13 protein-coding genes are annotated in these 17,761 nt (G+C 70.0%); 5 read left to right on the top strand and 8 right to left on the bottom strand.

What is annotated here, in order from left to right; translation table 11 throughout:
• The first annotated feature begins 25 nt into the window (after positions 1-25).
• Complete coding sequence (locus ACW7G5_RS11140) at positions 26-706, top strand: DUF481 domain-containing protein (protein ID WP_457004509.1); 681 nt, start codon at positions 26-28, stop codon at positions 704-706.
• Here the strand turns inward: ACW7G5_RS11140 and hemC are convergent.
• Positions 703-1,617 carry a hydroxymethylbilane synthase gene (gene hemC / locus ACW7G5_RS11135; protein ID WP_457004507.1) on the bottom strand — a complete coding sequence of 305 codons (915 nt, stop codon included), beginning with the start codon at positions 1,615-1,617 and terminating at the stop codon, positions 703-705. The genes ACW7G5_RS11140 and hemC overlap by 4 nt on opposite strands.
• A gap of 239 nt (positions 1,618-1,856) precedes the next feature.
• Between hemC and ACW7G5_RS11130 the strand changes: the two genes are divergently transcribed.
• The 3 genes from ACW7G5_RS11130 (at position 1,857) to alr (ending at position 5,529) form a co-directional block, all read left to right on the top strand.
• Positions 1,857-2,945 carry a class I SAM-dependent methyltransferase gene (locus ACW7G5_RS11130; RefSeq protein WP_457004506.1) on the top strand — a complete coding sequence of 363 codons (1,089 nt, stop codon included), beginning with the start codon at positions 1,857-1,859 and terminating at the stop codon, positions 2,943-2,945.
• A 215-nt stretch (positions 2,946-3,160) separates the two neighbouring features.
• On the top strand, positions 3,161-4,447 hold the full coding sequence (locus ACW7G5_RS11125) for a D-amino acid dehydrogenase (protein WP_457004505.1): 1,287 nt from the start codon (positions 3,161-3,163) through the stop codon (positions 4,445-4,447).
• Positions 4,447-5,529, top strand: a complete 1,083-nt coding sequence (gene alr, locus ACW7G5_RS11120; RefSeq protein WP_457004503.1) for an alanine racemase — start codon at positions 4,447-4,449, stop codon at positions 5,527-5,529. Before ACW7G5_RS11125 ends, alr begins: the two co-directional genes overlap by 1 nt.
• A gap of 47 nt (positions 5,530-5,576) precedes the next feature.
• Here the strand turns inward: alr and ACW7G5_RS11115 are convergent, their stop codons facing one another.
• The 5 genes from ACW7G5_RS11115 to ACW7G5_RS11095 form a co-directional block, all read right to left on the bottom strand.
• Entirely contained in the window at positions 5,577-6,305 is a 729-nt protein-coding gene (locus ACW7G5_RS11115) for a LytR/AlgR family response regulator transcription factor (protein ID WP_457004501.1), read from the bottom strand.
• The gene (locus ACW7G5_RS11110; RefSeq protein ID WP_457004499.1) at positions 6,302-7,372 is read right to left on the bottom strand and encodes a sensor histidine kinase; all 1,071 of its coding nucleotides are present in this window, start codon (positions 7,370-7,372) and stop codon (positions 6,302-6,304) included. The genes ACW7G5_RS11115 and ACW7G5_RS11110 overlap by 4 nt, the downstream gene beginning before the upstream one ends.
• A 5-nt stretch (positions 7,373-7,377) precedes the next feature.
• Complete coding sequence (locus tag ACW7G5_RS11105) at positions 7,378-8,046, bottom strand: alpha/beta hydrolase (RefSeq protein ID WP_457004497.1); 669 nt, start codon at positions 8,044-8,046, stop codon at positions 7,378-7,380.
• Between the two features lie 78 nt (positions 8,047-8,124).
• Positions 8,125-10,053: a glucans biosynthesis glucosyltransferase MdoH gene (mdoH, locus tag ACW7G5_RS11100; RefSeq protein ID WP_457004495.1), complete on the bottom strand. Its 1,929-nt coding sequence runs from the start codon at positions 10,051-10,053 to the stop codon at positions 8,125-8,127.
• Complete coding sequence (locus tag ACW7G5_RS11095) at positions 10,041-11,555, bottom strand: glucan biosynthesis protein (protein ID WP_457004493.1); 1,515 nt, start codon at positions 11,553-11,555, stop codon at positions 10,041-10,043. The genes mdoH and ACW7G5_RS11095 overlap by 13 nt, the downstream gene beginning before the upstream one ends.
• Positions 11,556-11,711: 156 nt before the next feature.
• Here ACW7G5_RS11095 and ACW7G5_RS11090 point away from each other — a divergent pair, with 156 nt between their 5' ends.
• Positions 11,712-12,965 carry a TerC family protein gene (locus ACW7G5_RS11090; RefSeq protein ID WP_457004491.1) on the top strand — a complete coding sequence of 418 codons (1,254 nt, stop codon included), beginning with the start codon at positions 11,712-11,714 and terminating at the stop codon, positions 12,963-12,965.
• 139 nt (positions 12,966-13,104) lie between these two features.
• Here ACW7G5_RS11090 and ACW7G5_RS11085 read toward each other — a convergent pair whose 3' ends face one another.
• Both ACW7G5_RS11085 and ACW7G5_RS11080 read right to left on the bottom strand, forming a co-directional pair.
• A complete protein-coding gene (locus ACW7G5_RS11085) occupies positions 13,105-14,598 on the bottom strand; it encodes an efflux transporter outer membrane subunit (protein WP_457004489.1) in 1,494 nt (497 codons plus the stop codon).
• Positions 14,591-17,758, bottom strand: a complete 3,168-nt coding sequence (locus ACW7G5_RS11080; protein ID WP_457004487.1) for an efflux RND transporter permease subunit — start codon at positions 17,756-17,758, stop codon at positions 14,591-14,593. Before ACW7G5_RS11080 ends, ACW7G5_RS11085 begins: the two co-directional genes overlap by 8 nt.
• Positions 17,759-17,761: the final 3 nt, after the last annotated feature.

Genomic DNA, 17,761 nt, shown 5'->3' with positions numbered 1-17,761 from the left:
GTAACCGTTTCCACCGGACCGACCCATGCTCGCGGCCCTCTGGCTGGCGCTCGCCGCCCCGCCCGTCTTCATCCAGCCCTTGCCGGAATCCCCGGGCGAGCCGGCGATGGTCGCCCTGGCGGCGGGCCGCGCCGACCTGCGCCGCCCCTGCTACCGCCTGGTCTGCGAGGACGCCGCCTGGCAGCCACCGACCCGATTCACGCGCATCCGGCAGCCCAAAGTGCCCGGAAGCGTCGACCCGCTGGTGCCGATGCGCCTGCCGGCGATCGCCGCGCGCCGCTACCCGCTGTACTCGCCGGCCTCGCGCCGCGACTGGCGGATCAACCACGGCAGCCACTCGCGCTTCACCGCGGGCTTCGGCTACGAGGCCGTGCGCACGCCGGACACCAACGTGAAACTGGAGTTCGGCACCGGCTACCGCCTGCAACCCTACGCCGACTACGGCACCGCCGGCGAAGGCATGATCGCCCGCGGCAGGCTCGAACTGCGCCAGAGCATCGCCGAGCGCGCCCTGCTCACCCAGAACCTGCTGGTCGAAACCGGCAGGTTCAACACCACCACCCGGCAGGTGATCGGCCTGGACCTGAAGCTGCAGAACCAGTGGACGCTGCATTCGAACTTCGAGCTGCGGCATGACAGCGCCGGCAATGGCGGCAGCGGCGCGACCAACACCGAAGGCTCGATGAACCTTCGCTACCGCTTCTAGCTGGCCGGCAGGAACTCCCCGGCGCCGCCGGCCAGCAGCTTCGCCGCGACCTCGCTGCCCAGTGCCTCCGGCTCCGACGCCGGCCCTTCAGCCTCTGCCCGCACCGCGCGCCCGTCGCTTGCGGAGCCCACCAGTGCCTGCAGCCGCAGCAGGTCTCCGTCCAGCTGCGCGAACGCCGCCACCGGCACGTGGCAGCTGCCGTGCAGCGCCAGGTTCAGCGCGCGCTCCGCGGACGCACTGGTGCGCGTGGGCGCATGGTCCAGCCCGCGGCACAGCGCCATGACCGCCTCATCGTCGCCGCGGCACTCGATCGCGATCACGCCCTGCGCCGGCGCCGGCAGCCACTCCGGCGCGTCCAGGCGCGCGCGGATGCGTTCGCCCAGGCCCAAGCGCTCCAGGCCCGCGCAGGCGAGGATGATCGCGTCGTACTCGCCGGCATCCAGCTTCGCCAGCCGCGTGTTGACGTTGCCGCGCAGGTCGCGGATCTCGAGGTCCGGCCGCAGCGCGCGCAGCTGCGCCTGCCGGCGCAGCGACGAGGTGCCGACGCAGGCGCCCGGCGGCAGCGCATCGAAGGTCGCGAACTGGCTGCTGATGAAGGCGTCGGCGTGGTCGGCGCGCTCGAGGAAGGCCGGCAACGCGAACGGCGCGTCGACCTCCATCGGCACGTCCTTGAGCGAATGCACCGCGCAGTCGGCCTCGCCGCGCAGCATCGCCAACTCCAGCTCCTTCAGGAACAGGCCCTTGCCGCCGATCGCCGCCAGCGAGCGGTCCAGCACTTCGTCGCCGCGGGTGGACATGGGCACGAGTTCGACCCTCAGGCCGGGGTGCGCGGCGCGCAGCAGCTCGGCAACGTGTTCGCTCTGCCAGAGGGCGAGCGGGCTTTTGCGGGTGGCGATGCGGAGGGTGGTCATGGGGCCATTATCGCCCGCGCCGCCGACGTGCGTGGCGTGCCGGTGTCGGCCTTCGTCCGCGACCCGGCATGGCGGATTCGCGCAGTCAGTAGTTGCCGTTGGGGAAGGCCTGAAGCGGCTGCAGCGCCTGGCGCAGTTGCGCCACGCAGCGGCATAGCCCGCGTCGGGATCACGCCTGGGATAGGATTCATCGCGGCGCGCAGGCCAGTCGGCGCCAGGCGCGCGGAAGGGACGCCAAAGTGAAAGCGCGGATATTCGACCTTGCATACCGGAACCGGATCGTCGCGAAGCGGGTGGTCGCGGCCCTGGACCGCGTGCTGCCGCGTCCATTGGGCCGACGGCTGCGCGGACTGGCGGAAATCGTGGCCTTCCGCATGACGCCCGGGTATCAGGGGGACACGCTGCCGCCGATCTTCCATTACTGGTCGGAACGCCACGTGCGGCCGCTGTTGCAGGCGCGCGGATACGAGTCGCCCGAGGACTTCTATCTCGAGCACTTGCTGGCCGAAGCCGGTCGCGTGCCGGCTCCGCTGCGCATCGTCAGCCTGGGCACGGGTGCGTGCAGGCTCGAGATCGGGCTCGCGGTCGCGCTTCGGAAACGCGAGCTGGACTACAGCTTCACCTGCGTCGACATCAACCGCGGCCTGCTCGAGGCAGGCGAGCGCGAGGCCACGAACGCGGGCGTCCGCGATGCCATGCGGTTCGAGACGGGCGATGCGCATCGTGCGATTGCGACGCTGGACGCGGATGTGGTCATCGCCAACCAGATCTTTCATCACCTGGAAGAACTCGAGGACACGGTGTCGGGAATCACCCGCTGCCTGGGGTCCGGGGGCGTCCTTCTGACCTCCGACATCGTCGGCAGGAACGGCCACCTGCTCTGGCCTTCGGTGGAGCGCGTGGTGCAGGAGCGGTGGAGCGAATTGCCGCAGGTCAAGCGCTTCGACCGGTTCACGAACAGCAGGCCCGCACGCTATCGCGCCGAGAACCACGCCGCGTACTCGAACGAGGGCGTGCGCGCACAGGACATCACGCGGGTGCTGCTGGACCATCTCGATTTCGAGCTGTTCCTCACCTACGCGGGCAGCATCATTCCATTCGTCGAACGCCGCATCGGCTTCAACTTCGACCCCGGCTCGGAGGTCGATCGCCGCTTCATCGATCGCATGGCGATCGATGACGACGGGGCGATCGCGCGAGGCGACTACCCGGCCGCGAACATGCTGGCCGCGTTGCGGCCGCGAGGGGCCGTGGTGGAGCACGACTTCCATCCGGTCTCCCCGGAAGCGCACGTGACCATGATCGCGCGCGAAATCGCCGCGAACTGAGTCGCGCTTAGCCTAGAACTGCCGCAGCACCTCGCGAGCGGCGCCACGCAGCGGCGGCTGACCTCCAGCGGCTGTGCGTCATGGCGGAGGGTGGTCACCGCGCCATTACTCCCTTCCGCACGAGCCACCGCGGATTCCGATCCATATACTGGCGGATTCCATGAACCCGCCGGCCACGCCGCCCCCTGGCCGACCCGCCCGACCGAGTCAATCCAATGCGTATCCTGATCCTGGGCTCCGGTGTGATCGGCGTGACCAGCGCGTGGTATCTGCGGCAACAGGGGCACGACGTCGTCGTCATCGACCGCGCGTCCGGGCCCGCGATGGAAACCAGCTTTGCCAATGCCGGCCAGGTCTCGCCCGGCTACGCCTCGCCCTGGCCCGCGCCGGGCATCCCGCTGAAAGCGGTGGGCTGGCTGCTGTCGCGGCACGCGCCGCTGGCGATCCGGCCAACGGCCGACCCCGCACAGTACCGCTGGATGTGGCAGATGCTGCGCAACTGCACCCATCACCGCTATGCCATCAGCAAGGCGCGGATGGTGCGGCTTGCCGAGTACAGCCGTGCCTGCCTGGAGGAACTGCGCCGCGACACCGGCATCGCGTACGAGGAGCGCACGCTCGGCACCACGCAGCTGTTCCGCACGCAGGCGCAGCTCGACGGTGCCGCCAAGGACATCGCGATCCTGCGCCAGTACGGCGTGCCCTATGAACTCCTCGACCGCGCGGGCATTGTCCGCGTGGAGCCGGCGCTGGCCGCGGTCGCCGACACGCTGGCCGGCGCGCTGCGCCTGCCGGGCGACGAAACCGGCGACGGCCACCTGTTCGCCACCAGGCTGGCAGCGATGGCCGAGGCCGCAGGCGTCGAGTTCCGCTACGGGCAGGACGTCGAAGCCCTGCTTGGCGACGGTGATCGCATCTCCGGCGTGCGCATCCAGGGCCGGACCGAAACCGCCGACCGCTACGTGCTCGCGCTGGGCGCGTGGTCGCCGCGCCTGCTGGCGCCGATCGGCATCCGCCTGCCGGTGTACCCGCTCAAGGGTTATTCGCTGACCATCCCGATCACGAACCCCGGGCTGGCGCCGCACTCGACCGTGCTCGACGAAAGCTACAAGGTCGCCATCACCCGCTTCGACGACCGCATCCGCGTCGGCGGCATGGCCGAGGTCAGCGGCTACGACCTGTCGCTGCCGCAGCGCCGCCGCGACACCCTGGAGATGGTGGTGAAGAGCCTGTATCCCGACGGCGGCGACCTCGCCAACGCCAGCTTCTGGAGCGGCCTGCGCCCGTCCACACCGGATGGCCCGCCCGTCGTCGGCCCCACGGCGTACCGCAACCTGCTGCTCAACACCGGCCACGGCACCCTGGGCTGGACGATGGCCTGTGGCTCGGGCCGCTACCTGGCCGACCTGGTCGACGGCCGTGCGCCCGCGATCGACAGTGAAGGCCTCGACATCTCCCGCTACGGGCGGGCCTGGCCCGCCGCTCCGACGGGGCTGCGCTGATGCGTCCCGCGCGCGCCACCATCGACCTCGACGCCCTGCGCCACAACTACCGCCACGCGCGAACGCTGGGCGGCGGCAAGGCGCTGGCCGTGGTCAAGGCCGACGCCTACGGGCACGGCGCCGTGGCCTGCGCACGCGCGCTCGACGGCGAAGCCGACGGCTTCGGCGTGGCCTGCATCGAGGAGGCGATCGAGCTGCGCGAGGCCGGCATCCGCGCGCCCATCCTGCTGCTGGAAGGCTTCTTCGACGCCGACGAGCTGCCGCTGATCGAACGGCATGCGCTGTGGTCGGTGGTGGCCTCGCCGTGGCAAGTGGACGTGCTCGAGCGCCATCCGCTGCGCGAGCCGCTGCCGGTCTGGCTGAAGCTCGACTCGGGCATGCATCGCCTGGGCCTCGCACCCGGGGACTATCCCGATGCCTGGCGGCGCCTGCGCGCGCTTCCCTGGGTGGGCGACATGGTCGCGATGAGCCACTTCTCGCGCGCCGATGAACTTGGCCAGCCCAGTACGCCCGCGCAGCTGGCCACCTTCGACGCGGTGCTGGCGCGGCTTCCGCCCGGCACCACCACCAGTCTTGCCAACTCCGCCGCGCTGATGGCCTGGCCAGCGGCACGCGGCGGCTGGGTGCGCCCCGGCCTGATGCTCTATGGCTCGCACATGCTCGATGCGCCGTGCGCGGAGGCCGAGCCGCTGCGCGCGGTGATGGCGCTGGCATCCAAGGTCATCGCCGTGCGCGAGCTCGCCGCGGGCGAACCGATCGGCTACGCGGGTGCCTTCATCACCTCGCGCCCGACGCGCGTGGGCGTGGTCGCTGCCGGCTATGCCGACGGCTATCCGCAGTACGCGACCTCGGGCACTCCGGTGATCATCGACGGCCAGCCGGGCGAGCTGATCGGGCGCGTCTCGATGGACATGCTGACCGTGGACCTGACCGACCACCCCGGTGCCGGCATCGGCAGCGATATCGAACTGTGGGGCGCGCGCTTGTCGGTCGCCGAGGTCGCGGCGCGCAGCGGGAACAGCCCGTACCGGCTGCTGACGGGGCTGAAGCGCGCGCAGCGGCAGGTGGTCGAGCGCTCCTGAGCCCGGTTGCGCACGGGCCATGCCCGGCGCCGCCGAACCTGCGTCACTCAGCGCCCGCGCAGCATCTCGCGCAGCGGTGCCACGCAGCGGCGGCTGACCTCCAGCGGCTGGGCGCCGTGGCGGAGGATGGCGTGGACGTGGCCCTCGGGGTCGCGGCGGAGTTCGACCAGTTCGTGGCGGGCGACCAGGCAGTTGCGGTGGATGCGCAGGAAGCGGTCGCCGAACTCCTCCTCCAGCGACTTCAGCGATTCCTCGATCAGGTCCTCGCCGCGGGCGTGGTGCACCACCACGTATTTCTCATCGGCCTGCAGGTAGTGGATGTCCTCGATCGGGACCAGGCGCAGGCTGCCGCGCAGGCGCGCGCACAGGTGGGTGCGGCGCTTGCCGCCACCGTCGCCGCGGCTGCGCTCCAGGCCCGCGGCAAAGGTGCGCACGCGGTCGATCGCCGCCTGCAGGCGTTCGGGGCGCACCGGCTTGACCAGGTAGTCGACGGCGGCAGCGTCGAAGGCGGAGAGCGCGTGCGCGTCGTAGGCGGTGCAGAACACCACCGCCGGGCGCGGTTCGAAAGCGGACAGGTGGCGCGCGGCCTCGAGGCCGTCGATGCCGGGCATGGCGATGTCGAGCAGCACCAGGTCGGGCTCGTGCTCGGCGCAGGCCTGCAATGCGCTGCGGCCGTCGCCGGCTTCGGCGACCACCTCGATGTCGGCGTGCGCGGCCAGCAGGCTGCGCAGGCGCTCGCGGGCCAGCGGCTCGTCGTCGGCGATGACCACTTTCATGGCGTCCTCCTCCCCCCCGCTCCCAGCGACAGCTCGCCCAGTGGCAGCTGCAGCTCGCAGGCATAGTAGCCCGCGTCCCAGCCGCAGGTCATGCGCGCGCGCGGGCCGAAGGCGTAGCCCAGGCGGTGCACGATACTGCGCTGCGCATGTCCCGCGCCGTGTACCCCCGGCGCATCCGGCGGCAGCGACGGGTTGCGCACGCTGATCCGCAGCATGTCGTCGTCCGCGGCCAGCGTGATCCCCACCGTGCCGCCCTCGGGCAGCCGCGAGATGCCGTGCAGCACCGCGTTCTCGAGCAGCGGCTGCAGCACCAGCCGCGGCATCGGCAGGTCCCAGGGCAGCGGCTCTTCGCGCTGCCACTCCACGCGCAGGCGCTCACCCAGGCGCAGCTGTTCGATGCGCAGGTAGTGCTCGACCAGCCGCACTTCTTCGGCCAGCGACGAGTCGCCCTCGCCGGCGCCGAGCGCGGCGCGGAACAGGTCTGAAAGATCCAGTACCGCGCGTTCGGCGACCTCAGGGTCGCGCTTCAGCAGGGCGGCGATCATGTTCATGCTGTTGAACAGGAAGTGCGGGCGGATGCGCGCCTGCAGCGCGTCGGCCTCGGCGCGCGCGTGCGCCGCCAGCTGCGCCTGCCAGCGGTCGATGACGTAGAAGTAGCGCAGCGCGAGCGCCGTGATCAGGGTGACCACGCCGGCCGAACCGGTGACAAAGCGCATCGCCGTCGGCCAGCTCCCCGCTTCGCCGACGCTGGCGAACAGCGCATGCACCACCGCCGCCACGACGCCGGCGACGGCTGCGGCAAGCGCCACCGCGACCAGCGCGCCGGTGCGCCGCGGCAGGCGCGACAGCGCGCGCCGCGACACGCACAGCAGCACCGATACCGACAGCGCCAGCCACAGTGCGAAGCCGCTGGTGGAAAGAACGCGCGGCAGGTCCCAGTGGCTGCCCGCATCGGGCACCAGCACCACGACGACGACCACCAGTTGGGCGATGCCGAGCATCGCTGCCAGCCGCCGCAGCCGGCACAGGTCGGGCAGCCACGGCTCGTCGGCGCGCGCGTTGCCCATGGACCTCAGCCCGCCGCGAACCGCCGCGCGAGCCAGTCGCCGAGGTCGCGGATCTCCTCGGCGCAGACCGAATGCGGCATCGGGTAGGCGTGCCAGTCGATCGTGAAACCCAGCTCGCGCAGCAGCGCCGCGCTCTGCTGGCCGGCCTGGAACGGCACCACCGGATCCTGGCTGCCGTGGCCCATGAACACCGGCTGCTTGTTCGCGCCGTCAGCCAGCGCGTCGCGGGCCTTGTTCGCGGAAGGCACGTAGGTGGACAGCGCGACCAGCCCGGCAAGCGGTGCGGCACTGCGCAGGCCCGCGGCCAGAGTGACGGCACCACCCTGCGAGAATCCGGCCAGCACCACGCGCGAACGCGGCACGCCGCGCTCGACCTCGCGCGCGATGAGCGCCTCGACCTGGACCATCGACTCGGCCACGCCGGTTTCGTCGGCGCGGTTGGCCAGGTCGATGTCGACGATGTCGTACCACGCGCGCATCGGCACGCGGTTGTTGATGGTCACCGGGCGCACCGGCGCGTGCGGGAACACGAAGCGCAGCGCCGGCCAGCCCGGGCGCACCAGTTCGGGCACGATCGGCACGAAGTCGCCGCCGTCGGCGCCGAGGCCGTGCAGCCAGATGATGCTCCAGCCCGGGTTCGGTCCGGTCTCGCGCTCGATGCAGTCCAGCAGCATGGCAAGCCTCAATACGGTTGGCGCGCCATTATGCATGGCGCTGCCACGGCGGCCCCGCGGGGCCGCCACCGCCGGCGATCAGGCCGGTGCGTCGGGACGCGTCGCGCGCAGCTCGGTCGCGCGCACCAGCACAGGCGGCGGCGCCAACTCCTCGGGCGTGGCGAAGATGCGCCGCCTGCGCAGCCATTGTCCGGCTGCGTACGACGCACCCAGGGCGACGATCGGAATCGCCAGCACCAGGCCCAGGATCACCGGCGACATCCACGCCGCAAGCGCCGGCGAGACCATCCACGCGGCCACGCCGGCGACGATGCCGGCAAGCGTCAATCCGCCGTACAGGCGCAGCAGCTCGCGCAGCGGCAGCGTGCCGTCATCGCGGCGCTGCGATTCCCATCCGGAGTCCTTGCCGGCCAGCACCCCGGCCACGCCGCGCGACTGCACGTACATGGTCACCGGTGCCATCAGCGCGGCGAGCAGGGTTTCAAGCAGCATGCCGACGAAAGTCCGCCACGCACCGCCACAGCCGCGGCGCATGGCCGGGTCGACCATGGTGGCGAAGTAGCCCATCAGCTTGGGCGACAGCAACATGGTCATCGTCACCACGAACACGGCGATGAATCGGTTCGCGTCCTGCTCGCGCCAGTAGGCCGTGGGCGTGAAGCCCTCCAGGGAAAAATGGCCCCATGAAAAGCCCGCGTGCAACAGCGGAATCGACACGCCCACGATCATCAGCATCGCCCACATCGGCGCGGTGAAATAGTGGCCGATGCCGATCAGCAGGTGCCAGCGGCTGACCCAGTGCAGGCCGCGCCCGGGCAGCACCGCGCCATGCTGCAGGTTGCCCTGGCACCAGCGGCGGTCGCGCACCAGCATGTCGGTCAGCGAAGGCGGACCCTCCTCGTAGCTGCCGCCCAGGCCCGGGATCATGTGCAGCGCCCAGCCGCCGCGGCGCATCAGCGCCGCCTCGACGAAGTCGTGGCTGAGCACGGTGCCGGCGAACGGCTTCACGCCGCTCAGCGCCGGCAGGCCGGCGCACTCGGCGAAGGCGCGCGTGCGCACCATCGCGTTGTGGCCCCAATAGTTGCTCTCGGCGCCGTGCCACCAGGCCACGCCATAGGCGATGACCGGCCCGTACACGCGCCCGGCGAACTGCTGCATGCGCGCGAACAGGGTGTTGCCGTTGACGATCACCGGCAGCGTCTGGATGAGCGCGACATCGTCGTGGCGCTCCATCGCAGCGGCCAGGCGCACCAGGGTGCCGCCGTCCATCACGCTGTCGGCGTCGAGGATCAGGAACTGCGGCCAGCCGCCGCCCCAGCGCCGCACCCAGTCGGCGATGTTGCCGGCCTTGCGCTCGCTGTTGTCCTCGCGCAGGCGGTAGTACACCCTCGCGCCCGGCCCCAGGCGTTCGCACAGGGCGAGGAGCGTCGCCGCTTCTTCCGCCTGGATGGCGGCGTTGCGCGTATCGCTGAGCACGAAGAAATCGAAGCGCTCGAGCTGCCCGGTGGCCGCCAGCGATTCATGCATGGCCTGTACGCCGGCCATCAACCGCGCGGGATCCTCGTTGTAGATCGGCACCAGCAGCGCGGTGCGCGTGGCGAGCGCCGGCAACGGGCCGTGTGCGCTCATGCCCATGCGCAGCGGCCGCCGCTGCAGCAACAGCACGAAGCCGGCGATCGCGCCCACGAAGGCCTGCACGATCCAGGCGAACAGGCCGACGAACAGCACCAGCATCGTGCCCTCGAGCGGATCGATGCCGTCGCCGCGCAGCAGCCACCACAGCTGGTAGGTGGCGATGGCGGTCAGCAGCACGGCGGCGGCGATCACGGCGAAGCGGCGCCAGGCCATGTTCGGCGGCGTGGTCGGGCGCGTCGGGTTGCTGATCGTGCCCCGGTCGAGCGCCTGCACCGGCATCTCGAGCGGTGAACCCGGCGGCAGCGGCGGCAACGCGGGGTGCGCTGTGACCGCGCCGCCCGGCCTCTCGGCGGAAGGGATCACGGTGTCCATCGCGACAGCCATGTTTCGGAGAGGCGCCCGCCGTCACCCTCAAGCCACAGCCGCATTTCGACCGCTGCCGCGCTGCCGGGTTCGAGTTCGAAGCCGACGCGCCAGCCACCACCCTCGGGATTGCGATAGGCGACCGCGTTGCGCAGCGTGCCGGCGCTCGCGGCTGCCTGCACGCGCACGCCGGCGTCGGCCTCCGGCAACGCACCTCCGGCGAAGTCCACGAAGTACTGCCGCGCCTGTGCGCCATCCAGCGCACCACTGCGGGTTGCGACCACGCGCGCAAGGCCCGGGTTCCAGCCGTGATCGGCGGCCCAGTGCAGCCTGTAGCGCCAGCGGTGTTCGCGGCCCGCAGCCAGCGAGGCGCCCGGACGCCAGAAGGCGACGACGTTGTCGGCGTACTCGTTGGCGGTGGGAATCTCGACCAGATGCACCTCGCCCTCGCCCCATGGATCAAGCGGCTCGATCCAGCAGCTGGCGCGCTTTTCGTAGCCGGCCTCAAGATCCTGGTAATCCTCGAAGTGGCGCTTGCGCTGGATCAGGCCGAAACCGCGCGGATCACGATCCTGGAAGCCGCTGTGCTCGACCGTGCCCGGGTTGCGCAGCGGGCGCCAGGCCTGCTCGCCGCTGCCATTGAGCAGGGCCAGGCCGTCGGAGTCATGCACCGCCGGACGCGGATCGTCGATGCCCGCGCGATCGTGGGCATCGAATTCGTACATGCTGGTCAGGGGCGCGATGCCGGCGTTGGCCAGCTCCACGCGCGGGTAGAGCCGCGCATCGACATCGAACACGGTCTCGTCGCCGGGCGTGATCGCGAAGCGGTACGCGCCCGCCACGCTTGGCGAGTCCAGCAGCGCGTGCACCACGACCTTCCCGGCACCGGTTGCCGGCGTCTCAAGCCAGAAGGCGCGGAACAACGGGAACTCTTCGGCACCCGGGTCGCCGCTGCCCAGCGCCAGCGCGCGCGCCGACAGCCCGTAGCCCAGGCCGCGCGCCACGGCGCGGAAGTAGCTGCCGCCAAGGAACGACGCGAACTCGTCCAGCGCTGCGCCGGCCCGCCCCGTGGCGTGCAGGCGGAAGCCGGCAAATCCCAGGTCCGTTCCCGCCGGCGGCTGCGGCGCGCCATGGTCGAAGCGGAACAACGAAGGCGAATAGGCGAACGGCCGGCTGCGCCCGCCTTCCACCACGTGCATCTCCACCCGGTCGCGGAACATGTAGCCGCGGTGGAAAAACTGTGCCTCGAAGCCACGCCCCTGCCCGCTCCACAGCGCACGCTCCGGCCTGTAGCGGTAATCGCGGTAGCGGTCGTAGCCGATGTCGTCGAGCACGGCCGGCAGCTCGCGCGAGGGGGCGCGATACGCGGCGGCGGCAAGCGCCGCGGCCAGCGCCGGCACCGAAGCGTCGTCGAACGCGGCGCCATCACCGGTGGCGGCCAGGGCGCGGCCGGGCAGCGTAAAGGCCGCCGGCAGGGCCAGGCCTGCCAGCAGGAGTTCTCGTCGGTGCAAGGTGGTTGCCAAGGGTCGGGGGATCGCGCCGGAATATAGCCTGCGCCTGCCGGTGGCCTTCACGCATGGCTAACTTTTTGCCCGGCGCGAAGCCGTGACGCGCAGGCCACGTGCCGCATGCGATGCTCGCCGCGCTGCACACCCCACGGGACCCCGATGCCGACGACCACCCCGCTTGTCTGGGAAGCCACGATCGTCCTGATCATCGGCCTGCTGGCGTTCGACTATTTTTTCCACGTGCGCAAGGCGCACGCGCCGACGCTGCGCGAAGCCACCATCTGGTCCGCGCTGTATATCGGCATCGCGCTGCTGTTCGGCGTCGCGGTGTGGACCTGGGGCGGCGCCGACATGGGCGCGGAATATTTCTCCGGCTACATCACCGAGAAGGCGCTGTCGATCGACAACGTCTTCGTGTTCCTGGTGATCATGTCCAGCTTCAAGGTCCCGCGCGAATACCAGCAGAAGGTGCTGCTGTTCGGGATCACCTTTGCGCTGATGGCACGCACGGTGTTCATCCTGCTGGGCGCGGCCCTGATCGACAACTTCGCCTGGGTGTTCTACCTGTTCGGCCTGGCGCTGCTGATCACCGCGGGCAACCTGCTGGCACCCGACGACCACGGCGAGGACAAGCCCAACATCGTGGTCCGCGTCGTGCGGCGGATGTTCCATTCCAGCCCGCATTACGACGGCGACAGGCTGTTCACCACCTGGCAGGGCAAGCGCGCGCTGACGCCGATGCTGCTGGTGATGCTGGCGATCGGCGGCACCGACATCCTGTTCGCATTCGACTCGATTCCGGCGATCTTCGGCCTGACCCAGAACGTCTTCATCGTGTTCACCGCCACCGCGTTCTCGCTGCTGGGCCTGCGCCAGCTGTACTTCCTGGTCGGCGGGCTGCTCGAACGCCTGGTCTACCTGTCGATCGGCCTGGCGGCGGTGCTGGCCTTCATCGGCATCAAGCTGGTGCTGCACGCGCTGCACGAGAACAACCTGCCCTTCATCAATGATGGCCAACCGGTGCCGGTGATCGAAATCGGCACCTGGACCTCGCTGGTGGTGATCGTGGCGATCCTGCTGGTGACCGTGGTGTCCTCGCTGACCAGTCCCAAGGGCAAGGCGAAGGTGGCGGTGTCGGCGCTGCGGCAGAAGGTCGCCGACTACCTGTCGCTACCGCCCGACGTTGCGCCGGCGGTGCGACGCGGGATGTTCGACGACATCCGGGCCAGCCAGGCGCGCGTGGGCGCGCTGGAGCCACGCTTCAAGGCGATGGTGAAGCGGCCCGACGTGCTGCAGCAAGACCTGCAGCGCGCGCACGAGGCGCATGCCGCAGCGACCGGAACGCCGCTGCGGTCGAGCCGGCTCGACCTGCCGCCCCCGCCGGACAACGAAGACGGCGACGGCGGCCACTGAGGCGGCTCCCCAAGGCGCAGCAGACCACATTTCCTGTGGACAGCCCCCTTGTGGGAGCAGCTATAGCTGCCCCCACAATGCGGCTGTAGCCGCTCCTACATGGGGCTTCCGAGTGGGCTGCCGGACCCCTGGTGGGGAATCAGCCCTGCGTCGCTGCCGCCGGTAGTGCGCTGTCTTCGAGCCAGCCACCGCCGAGCACGCGATACAGGGTGACGCGATTGGCCTGTTCGGCCAGGCGCGTGGCCACCAGCGCCTGCTGTGCGCTGTACAGCGTGCGCTGGGCGTCGAGCTGCGACAGATAGCTGTCGAAGCCGGCCTCGAAGCGCACGCGCGCCAGCGACTCGGCACGAGTGGCGGCATCGACCAGGTCCTGCTGCGCGGCGACCTGCGCCGCCAGGGTCTGCGACAGCACCAGCGCGTCGGCGACCTCGCGGAAGCCGGACTGGATGGCCTGCTCGTACTGCGCCAGCGCGATGTCGCGATCGGCGGTGGCCATGCCGAGCGCCGCCTTCAGCCGGCCCCCTTGGAAGATCGGCAGGTTGATGCGCGGGATGAAACTCCAGAGCCTGGTGCCGCCGTCGAACAGCCCCGACAGCTCGTCGCTTGCGGAACCGACGCTTCCGGTCAGCGTGATCGACGGGTAGAACGCCGCGCGCGCGGCGCCGATGTTGGCGCTCGCGGCCAGCAGCCGGTGCTCGGCAGCGATCACGTCGGGACGGCGCAGCAGCACCTCTGCATCGAGCCCGCCCGGTACCGCGGCCAGCCCGGTGACCGGGCCGACCCTGGCATCGGGCAGCAGTGCGGCATCCACCTGCGCACCTGCCAGCAGGTTGAGCGCATTGCGGTCCTGCGCCACCTGGCCGGCCAGGCGTTCGACGTCGACGCGCGCGCCGGCCACCTGGGTGCGGACCTGCTCCAACTCCAGCGCTGACGTTGCGCCCAGTTCGAAGCGCTGCGTGCTCAGGTCCAGGGTCTGCCGGTAGGTCGCCAGCGCGGCCTCTGACAGCCGCAGCTGCTCCTGGTCGGCGGCCAGCGCCAGCCAGGTACCGGCGACCTCGGCGACAAGAGACAGCTGCGCCGCGCGCTGCGCTTCTTCGGTGGCGAGGTAGTGCTGCAACGCCGACTCGCCGAGGTTGCGCACGCGGCCGAACAGATCGAGTTCGAACGCGGCGAGTCCGATGCCCGCGGTGTATTGCTCCGTCACCGGGATGTCGCCGCCCACGCGCTCGAGCATCGCTTCCGCGCCGATCGAAGGCAGCCGATCGGCGCGCTGGATGCGGTACTGCGACCGCGCACGCTCGACGTTGAGGATCGCCACCCGCAGGTCGCGGTTGTTGTCGAGCGCCAGCGCAACGACGCCCTCCAGCCGCGCATCGGCGAAGAAGTCGCGCCAGCCGATGTCGGCCATCGGCCGCGATGCCATGGCGCCGGTGCTGCCGGGTCCACGCGCATCGACGCCCGCGGCGTCCGCATCGCGCGCGGCCGATTTCGCATCCCCGGCCGTCACTTCGGGCATCGGCCAGGCCGCGGGAATTCCGGCCTGCGCTGCGGGCGTGGCGGGTACCAGGGTGGCGCAGCCGCTGGCGGCGAGGACCGCCGCCAGGGCGAGCGCGAGGCTTGCATGCTTACTCATGGTCGATGGCTCCCGCGGAGGCGGGCTGCGAGTCGGCCTTGCCGCGCCTGCCGCTGAACAACTTCTGGATCACCACGAAGAACAGCGGGATGAAGAACACGCCCAGCAGCGTGCCGACGACCATGCCGCCGACCACGCCGGTACCGATCGCGCGCTGCGCACCGGAACCGGCGCCCGTTGCGATGGCCAGCGGCAGTACGCCCAGGCCAAAGGCGAGCGAGGTCATGATGATCGGACGCAGGCGATCACGGACAGCCTGCATGGTGGCCGCCACCACCTCCATGCCGCTTTCCACGTTGGCCTTCGCGAACTCCACGATCAGGATCGCGTTCTTGCTGGTGAGTCCCACCGTGGTCAGCATCGCCACCTGGAAGTAGACGTCGCGCTCCATGCCCATCAGCGTGTTGGCCAGCACCGCGCCCAAGATGCCCAATGGCGCCACCAGCAACACTGCCGTCGGCACCGTCCAGCTCTCGTACAGCGCGGCGAGGCACAGGAAGATGATGAGCAGCGACAGCGTGTACAGCAGCGGCGTCTGCGAGCCGGACTCGCGCTCCTGGTAGGAGACGGCCGTCCATTCGATGCCGAAGCCCGGTGGCAACTGTTCGGCCAGGCGTTCGATCTCGTCCATGGCCTCGCCCGACGACAGGCCCGGCGCGGCCTCGCCCTGGATCTCCACCGACGGCACGCCGTCGTAGCGCTCCAGTCGTGGCGAGCCGTAGTCCCAGTGCGAGCTGCCGAAGGCGCTGAACGGCACCATCTCGCCGACGCTGTTCTTCACCGACCACAGATTGAAATCCTCCGGGGTCATGCGAAACGGCGCATCGGCCTGGATGTAGACGCGCTTGATGCGGCCACGGTCGATGAAGTCGTCGATGTACTGGCCGCCCCAGGCCGCTGCGAGGGTGGCATTGATCATGTCCTGCGACAGCCCGAGCGCACCCGCCCTGGCCACGTCCACGTCGATCCGAAGCTGCGGCGTGTCCTCCTGGCCATTGGGACGCACGTTGGCGAGCAGTGCGCTTTCTCCGGCCAGGCCAAGCAGCTGGTTGCGCGCGGCAATCAACGCGTCATGGCCCTGGGCCCCGGTGTCCTGGAGGTAGAAGGAGTAGCCGCTGGCAATACCGAGCTCGGGCATGGCCGGGGGGGCAATCACGAAGATGAAGGCATCCTTGATTCCGCCAAGTGCGGCATTGCCACGCGCAGCGACTGCTTCGGCGCTGAGATCGGCGTTGCCGCGTTCGCTCCAGTCCTTGAGCTTGACGAAGGCGATGCCCGTGTTCTGGCCCATGCCCGCGAAGCTGAAGCCCTGGATCGCGAACACCGACTCGACCGCGTCTTTCTCGTTTTCGAGGAAGTGCTTCTCAAGCGCCGCAATCGACTCCAGCGTGCGCTCCTGCGTCGCGCCGACCGGAGTCTGCACCATCACCATCAGCACGCCCTGGTCTTCGTTGGGCAGGAAGGAGCTGGGCATGCGTGCGAACAGCAGCCCCATCACCAGCGCCAGCGCCGCGAACACGGCCATGAAGCGCCACGGACGCTCGAGGATGCCGCGCACGCCGCGCTGGTACTTGCCGCTGGTCTTCTCGAAGCTGCGGTTGAACCAGCCGAAGAAGCGGGCGAACCAGCCGGTGCCGCTGTCATGCGACTCGCCCTTCTTCAGCGGCTTGAGCATGGTCGCGCACAGCGCCGGGGTCAGCACGATGGCAACGATTACCGACAGCGTCATCGCCGAGACGATCGTCACGGTGAACTGCCGGTAGATCACGCCGGTGGAGCCCGACATGAAGGCCATCGGCACGAACACCGCCGACAGCACCACGCCGATGCCGACCAGGGCGCCGGTGATCTGGTCCATCGACTTGCGCGTGGCTTCAAGCGGCGACAGCCCCTCTTCGGCCATGATGCGTTCGACGTTCTCCACCACCACGATGGCGTCGTCGACCAGAAGGCCGATCGCCAGCACCATCGCGAACATGGTCAGCATGTTCACCGAGAAGCCCAGCGCGGCGAGCACGCCGAAGGTGCCCAGCAGTACCACCGGCACCGCGATCGTCGGGATCAGGGTCGCGCGGAAGTTCTGCAGGAACAGGTACATCACCAGGAACACCAGCACGATGGCCTCGAGCAGGGTCACGATCACGCCCTTGATCGACACCTGCACGAAGGGCGTGGTGTCGAACGGCACGACCGCCTTCAGGCCCGGCGGGTAGTACGGTTCCAGCTCGGCCAGGGCCTGCTTCACGCCCTCGGCGGTATCGAGCGCGTTGGCGCCGGTGGCCAGCGAAATCGCGACGCCGGTGGCCTGCTGGCCGTTGTAGCGGGAGTCGAACTCGTAGCTCTCGGTGCCCATTTCGACGCGCGCGATGTCGCCAAGTCGCAGCGCCGAGCCGTCGGGATTGCTGCGCACGATGATGTCGCGGAACTGCTCCGGCGTCTGCAGCCGGTCCTGGGCGTTGATCGTGGCGTTGATCTGCTGGCCGTCGATCGCCGGCGCACCGCCCAGCGAACCGATCGCGACCTGTGCGTTCTGGGCCGTGATCGCGGCGGTGACCTCGGGGATCGACAGCGCGTAGGTGTGCAGCTTGTTCGGGTCCAGCCAGATGCGCATGGCGTACTTGCCGCCGAACACCTGGATGGTGCCGACGCCCGGCACGCGGCTGAGCGGGTCGACGATGTTGGCGCCGACGTAGTCGGCGATGTCGACCTTGTCCATGCTGCCGTCTTCGGACACGAAGCCGATCACCTGCAGGAAGCTCGACGTCGACTTGCTGACGTTCACGCCCTGGCGCTGCACCTCCTGCGGCAGCAGCGGCATGGCCAGCTGCAGCTTGTTCTGCACCTGCACCTGGGCAATGTCGCCGTCGGTGCCGGTTTCGAAGGTCACGGTGATGGTCGCCATGCCGTTGGACGACGACTGCGACGAGAAGTACATCAGGCCGTCCAGGCCCTTCATGTTCTGCTCGATGATCTGGGTCACCGAGTCCTCGACCACCTTGGCCGACGCACCGGGATACGTTGCCCGGATCTCGACGCTCGGCGGCGCCACGGTGGGATACATCGACACCGGCAGGCTGAAGATCGACAGCGCGCCGGCAAGCATGATGATGATCGCGATGACCCACGCGAAGATGGGTCGGTCAATGAAGAAACGTGCCATGGC

It is taken from the genome of Luteimonas sp. A501, assembly GCF_054052085.1.
Note: the sequence above shows the minus strand (reverse complement) of the source record. Positions and strands in the feature narration are given on the sequence as shown.

Bases quoted from the DNA above. Each gene is read 5' to 3' on its own strand.
- ACW7G5_RS11140 (WP_457004509.1), top strand. From the start codon at position 26: ATGCTCGCGGCCCTCTGGCTGGCGCTCGCCGCCCCGCCCGTCTTCATC.
- hemC (WP_457004507.1), bottom strand. From the start codon at position 1,617: ATGACCACCCTCCGCATCGCCACCCGCAAAAGCCCGCTCGCCCTCTGG.
- ACW7G5_RS11125 (WP_457004505.1), top strand. From the start codon at position 3,161: ATGCGTATCCTGATCCTGGGCTCCGGTGTGATCGGCGTGACCAGCGCG.
- alr (WP_457004503.1), top strand. From the start codon at position 4,447: ATGCGTCCCGCGCGCGCCACCATCGACCTCGACGCCCTGCGCCACAAC.
- ACW7G5_RS11115 (WP_457004501.1), bottom strand. From the start codon at position 6,305: ATGAAAGTGGTCATCGCCGACGACGAGCCGCTGGCCCGCGAGCGCCTG.
- ACW7G5_RS11110 (WP_457004499.1), bottom strand. From the start codon at position 7,372: ATGGGCAACGCGCGCGCCGACGAGCCGTGGCTGCCCGACCTGTGCCGG.
- ACW7G5_RS11105 (WP_457004497.1), bottom strand. From the start codon at position 8,046: ATGCTGCTGGACTGCATCGAGCGCGAGACCGGACCGAACCCGGGCTGG.
- mdoH (WP_457004495.1), bottom strand. From the start codon at position 10,053: ATGGACACCGTGATCCCTTCCGCCGAGAGGCCGGGCGGCGCGGTCACA.
- ACW7G5_RS11090 (WP_457004491.1), top strand. From the start codon at position 11,712: ATGCCGACGACCACCCCGCTTGTCTGGGAAGCCACGATCGTCCTGATC.
- ACW7G5_RS11085 (WP_457004489.1), bottom strand. From the start codon at position 14,598: ATGAGTAAGCATGCAAGCCTCGCGCTCGCCCTGGCGGCGGTCCTCGCC.
- ACW7G5_RS11080 (WP_457004487.1), bottom strand. From the start codon at position 17,758: ATGGCACGTTTCTTCATTGACCGACCCATCTTCGCGTGGGTCATCGCG.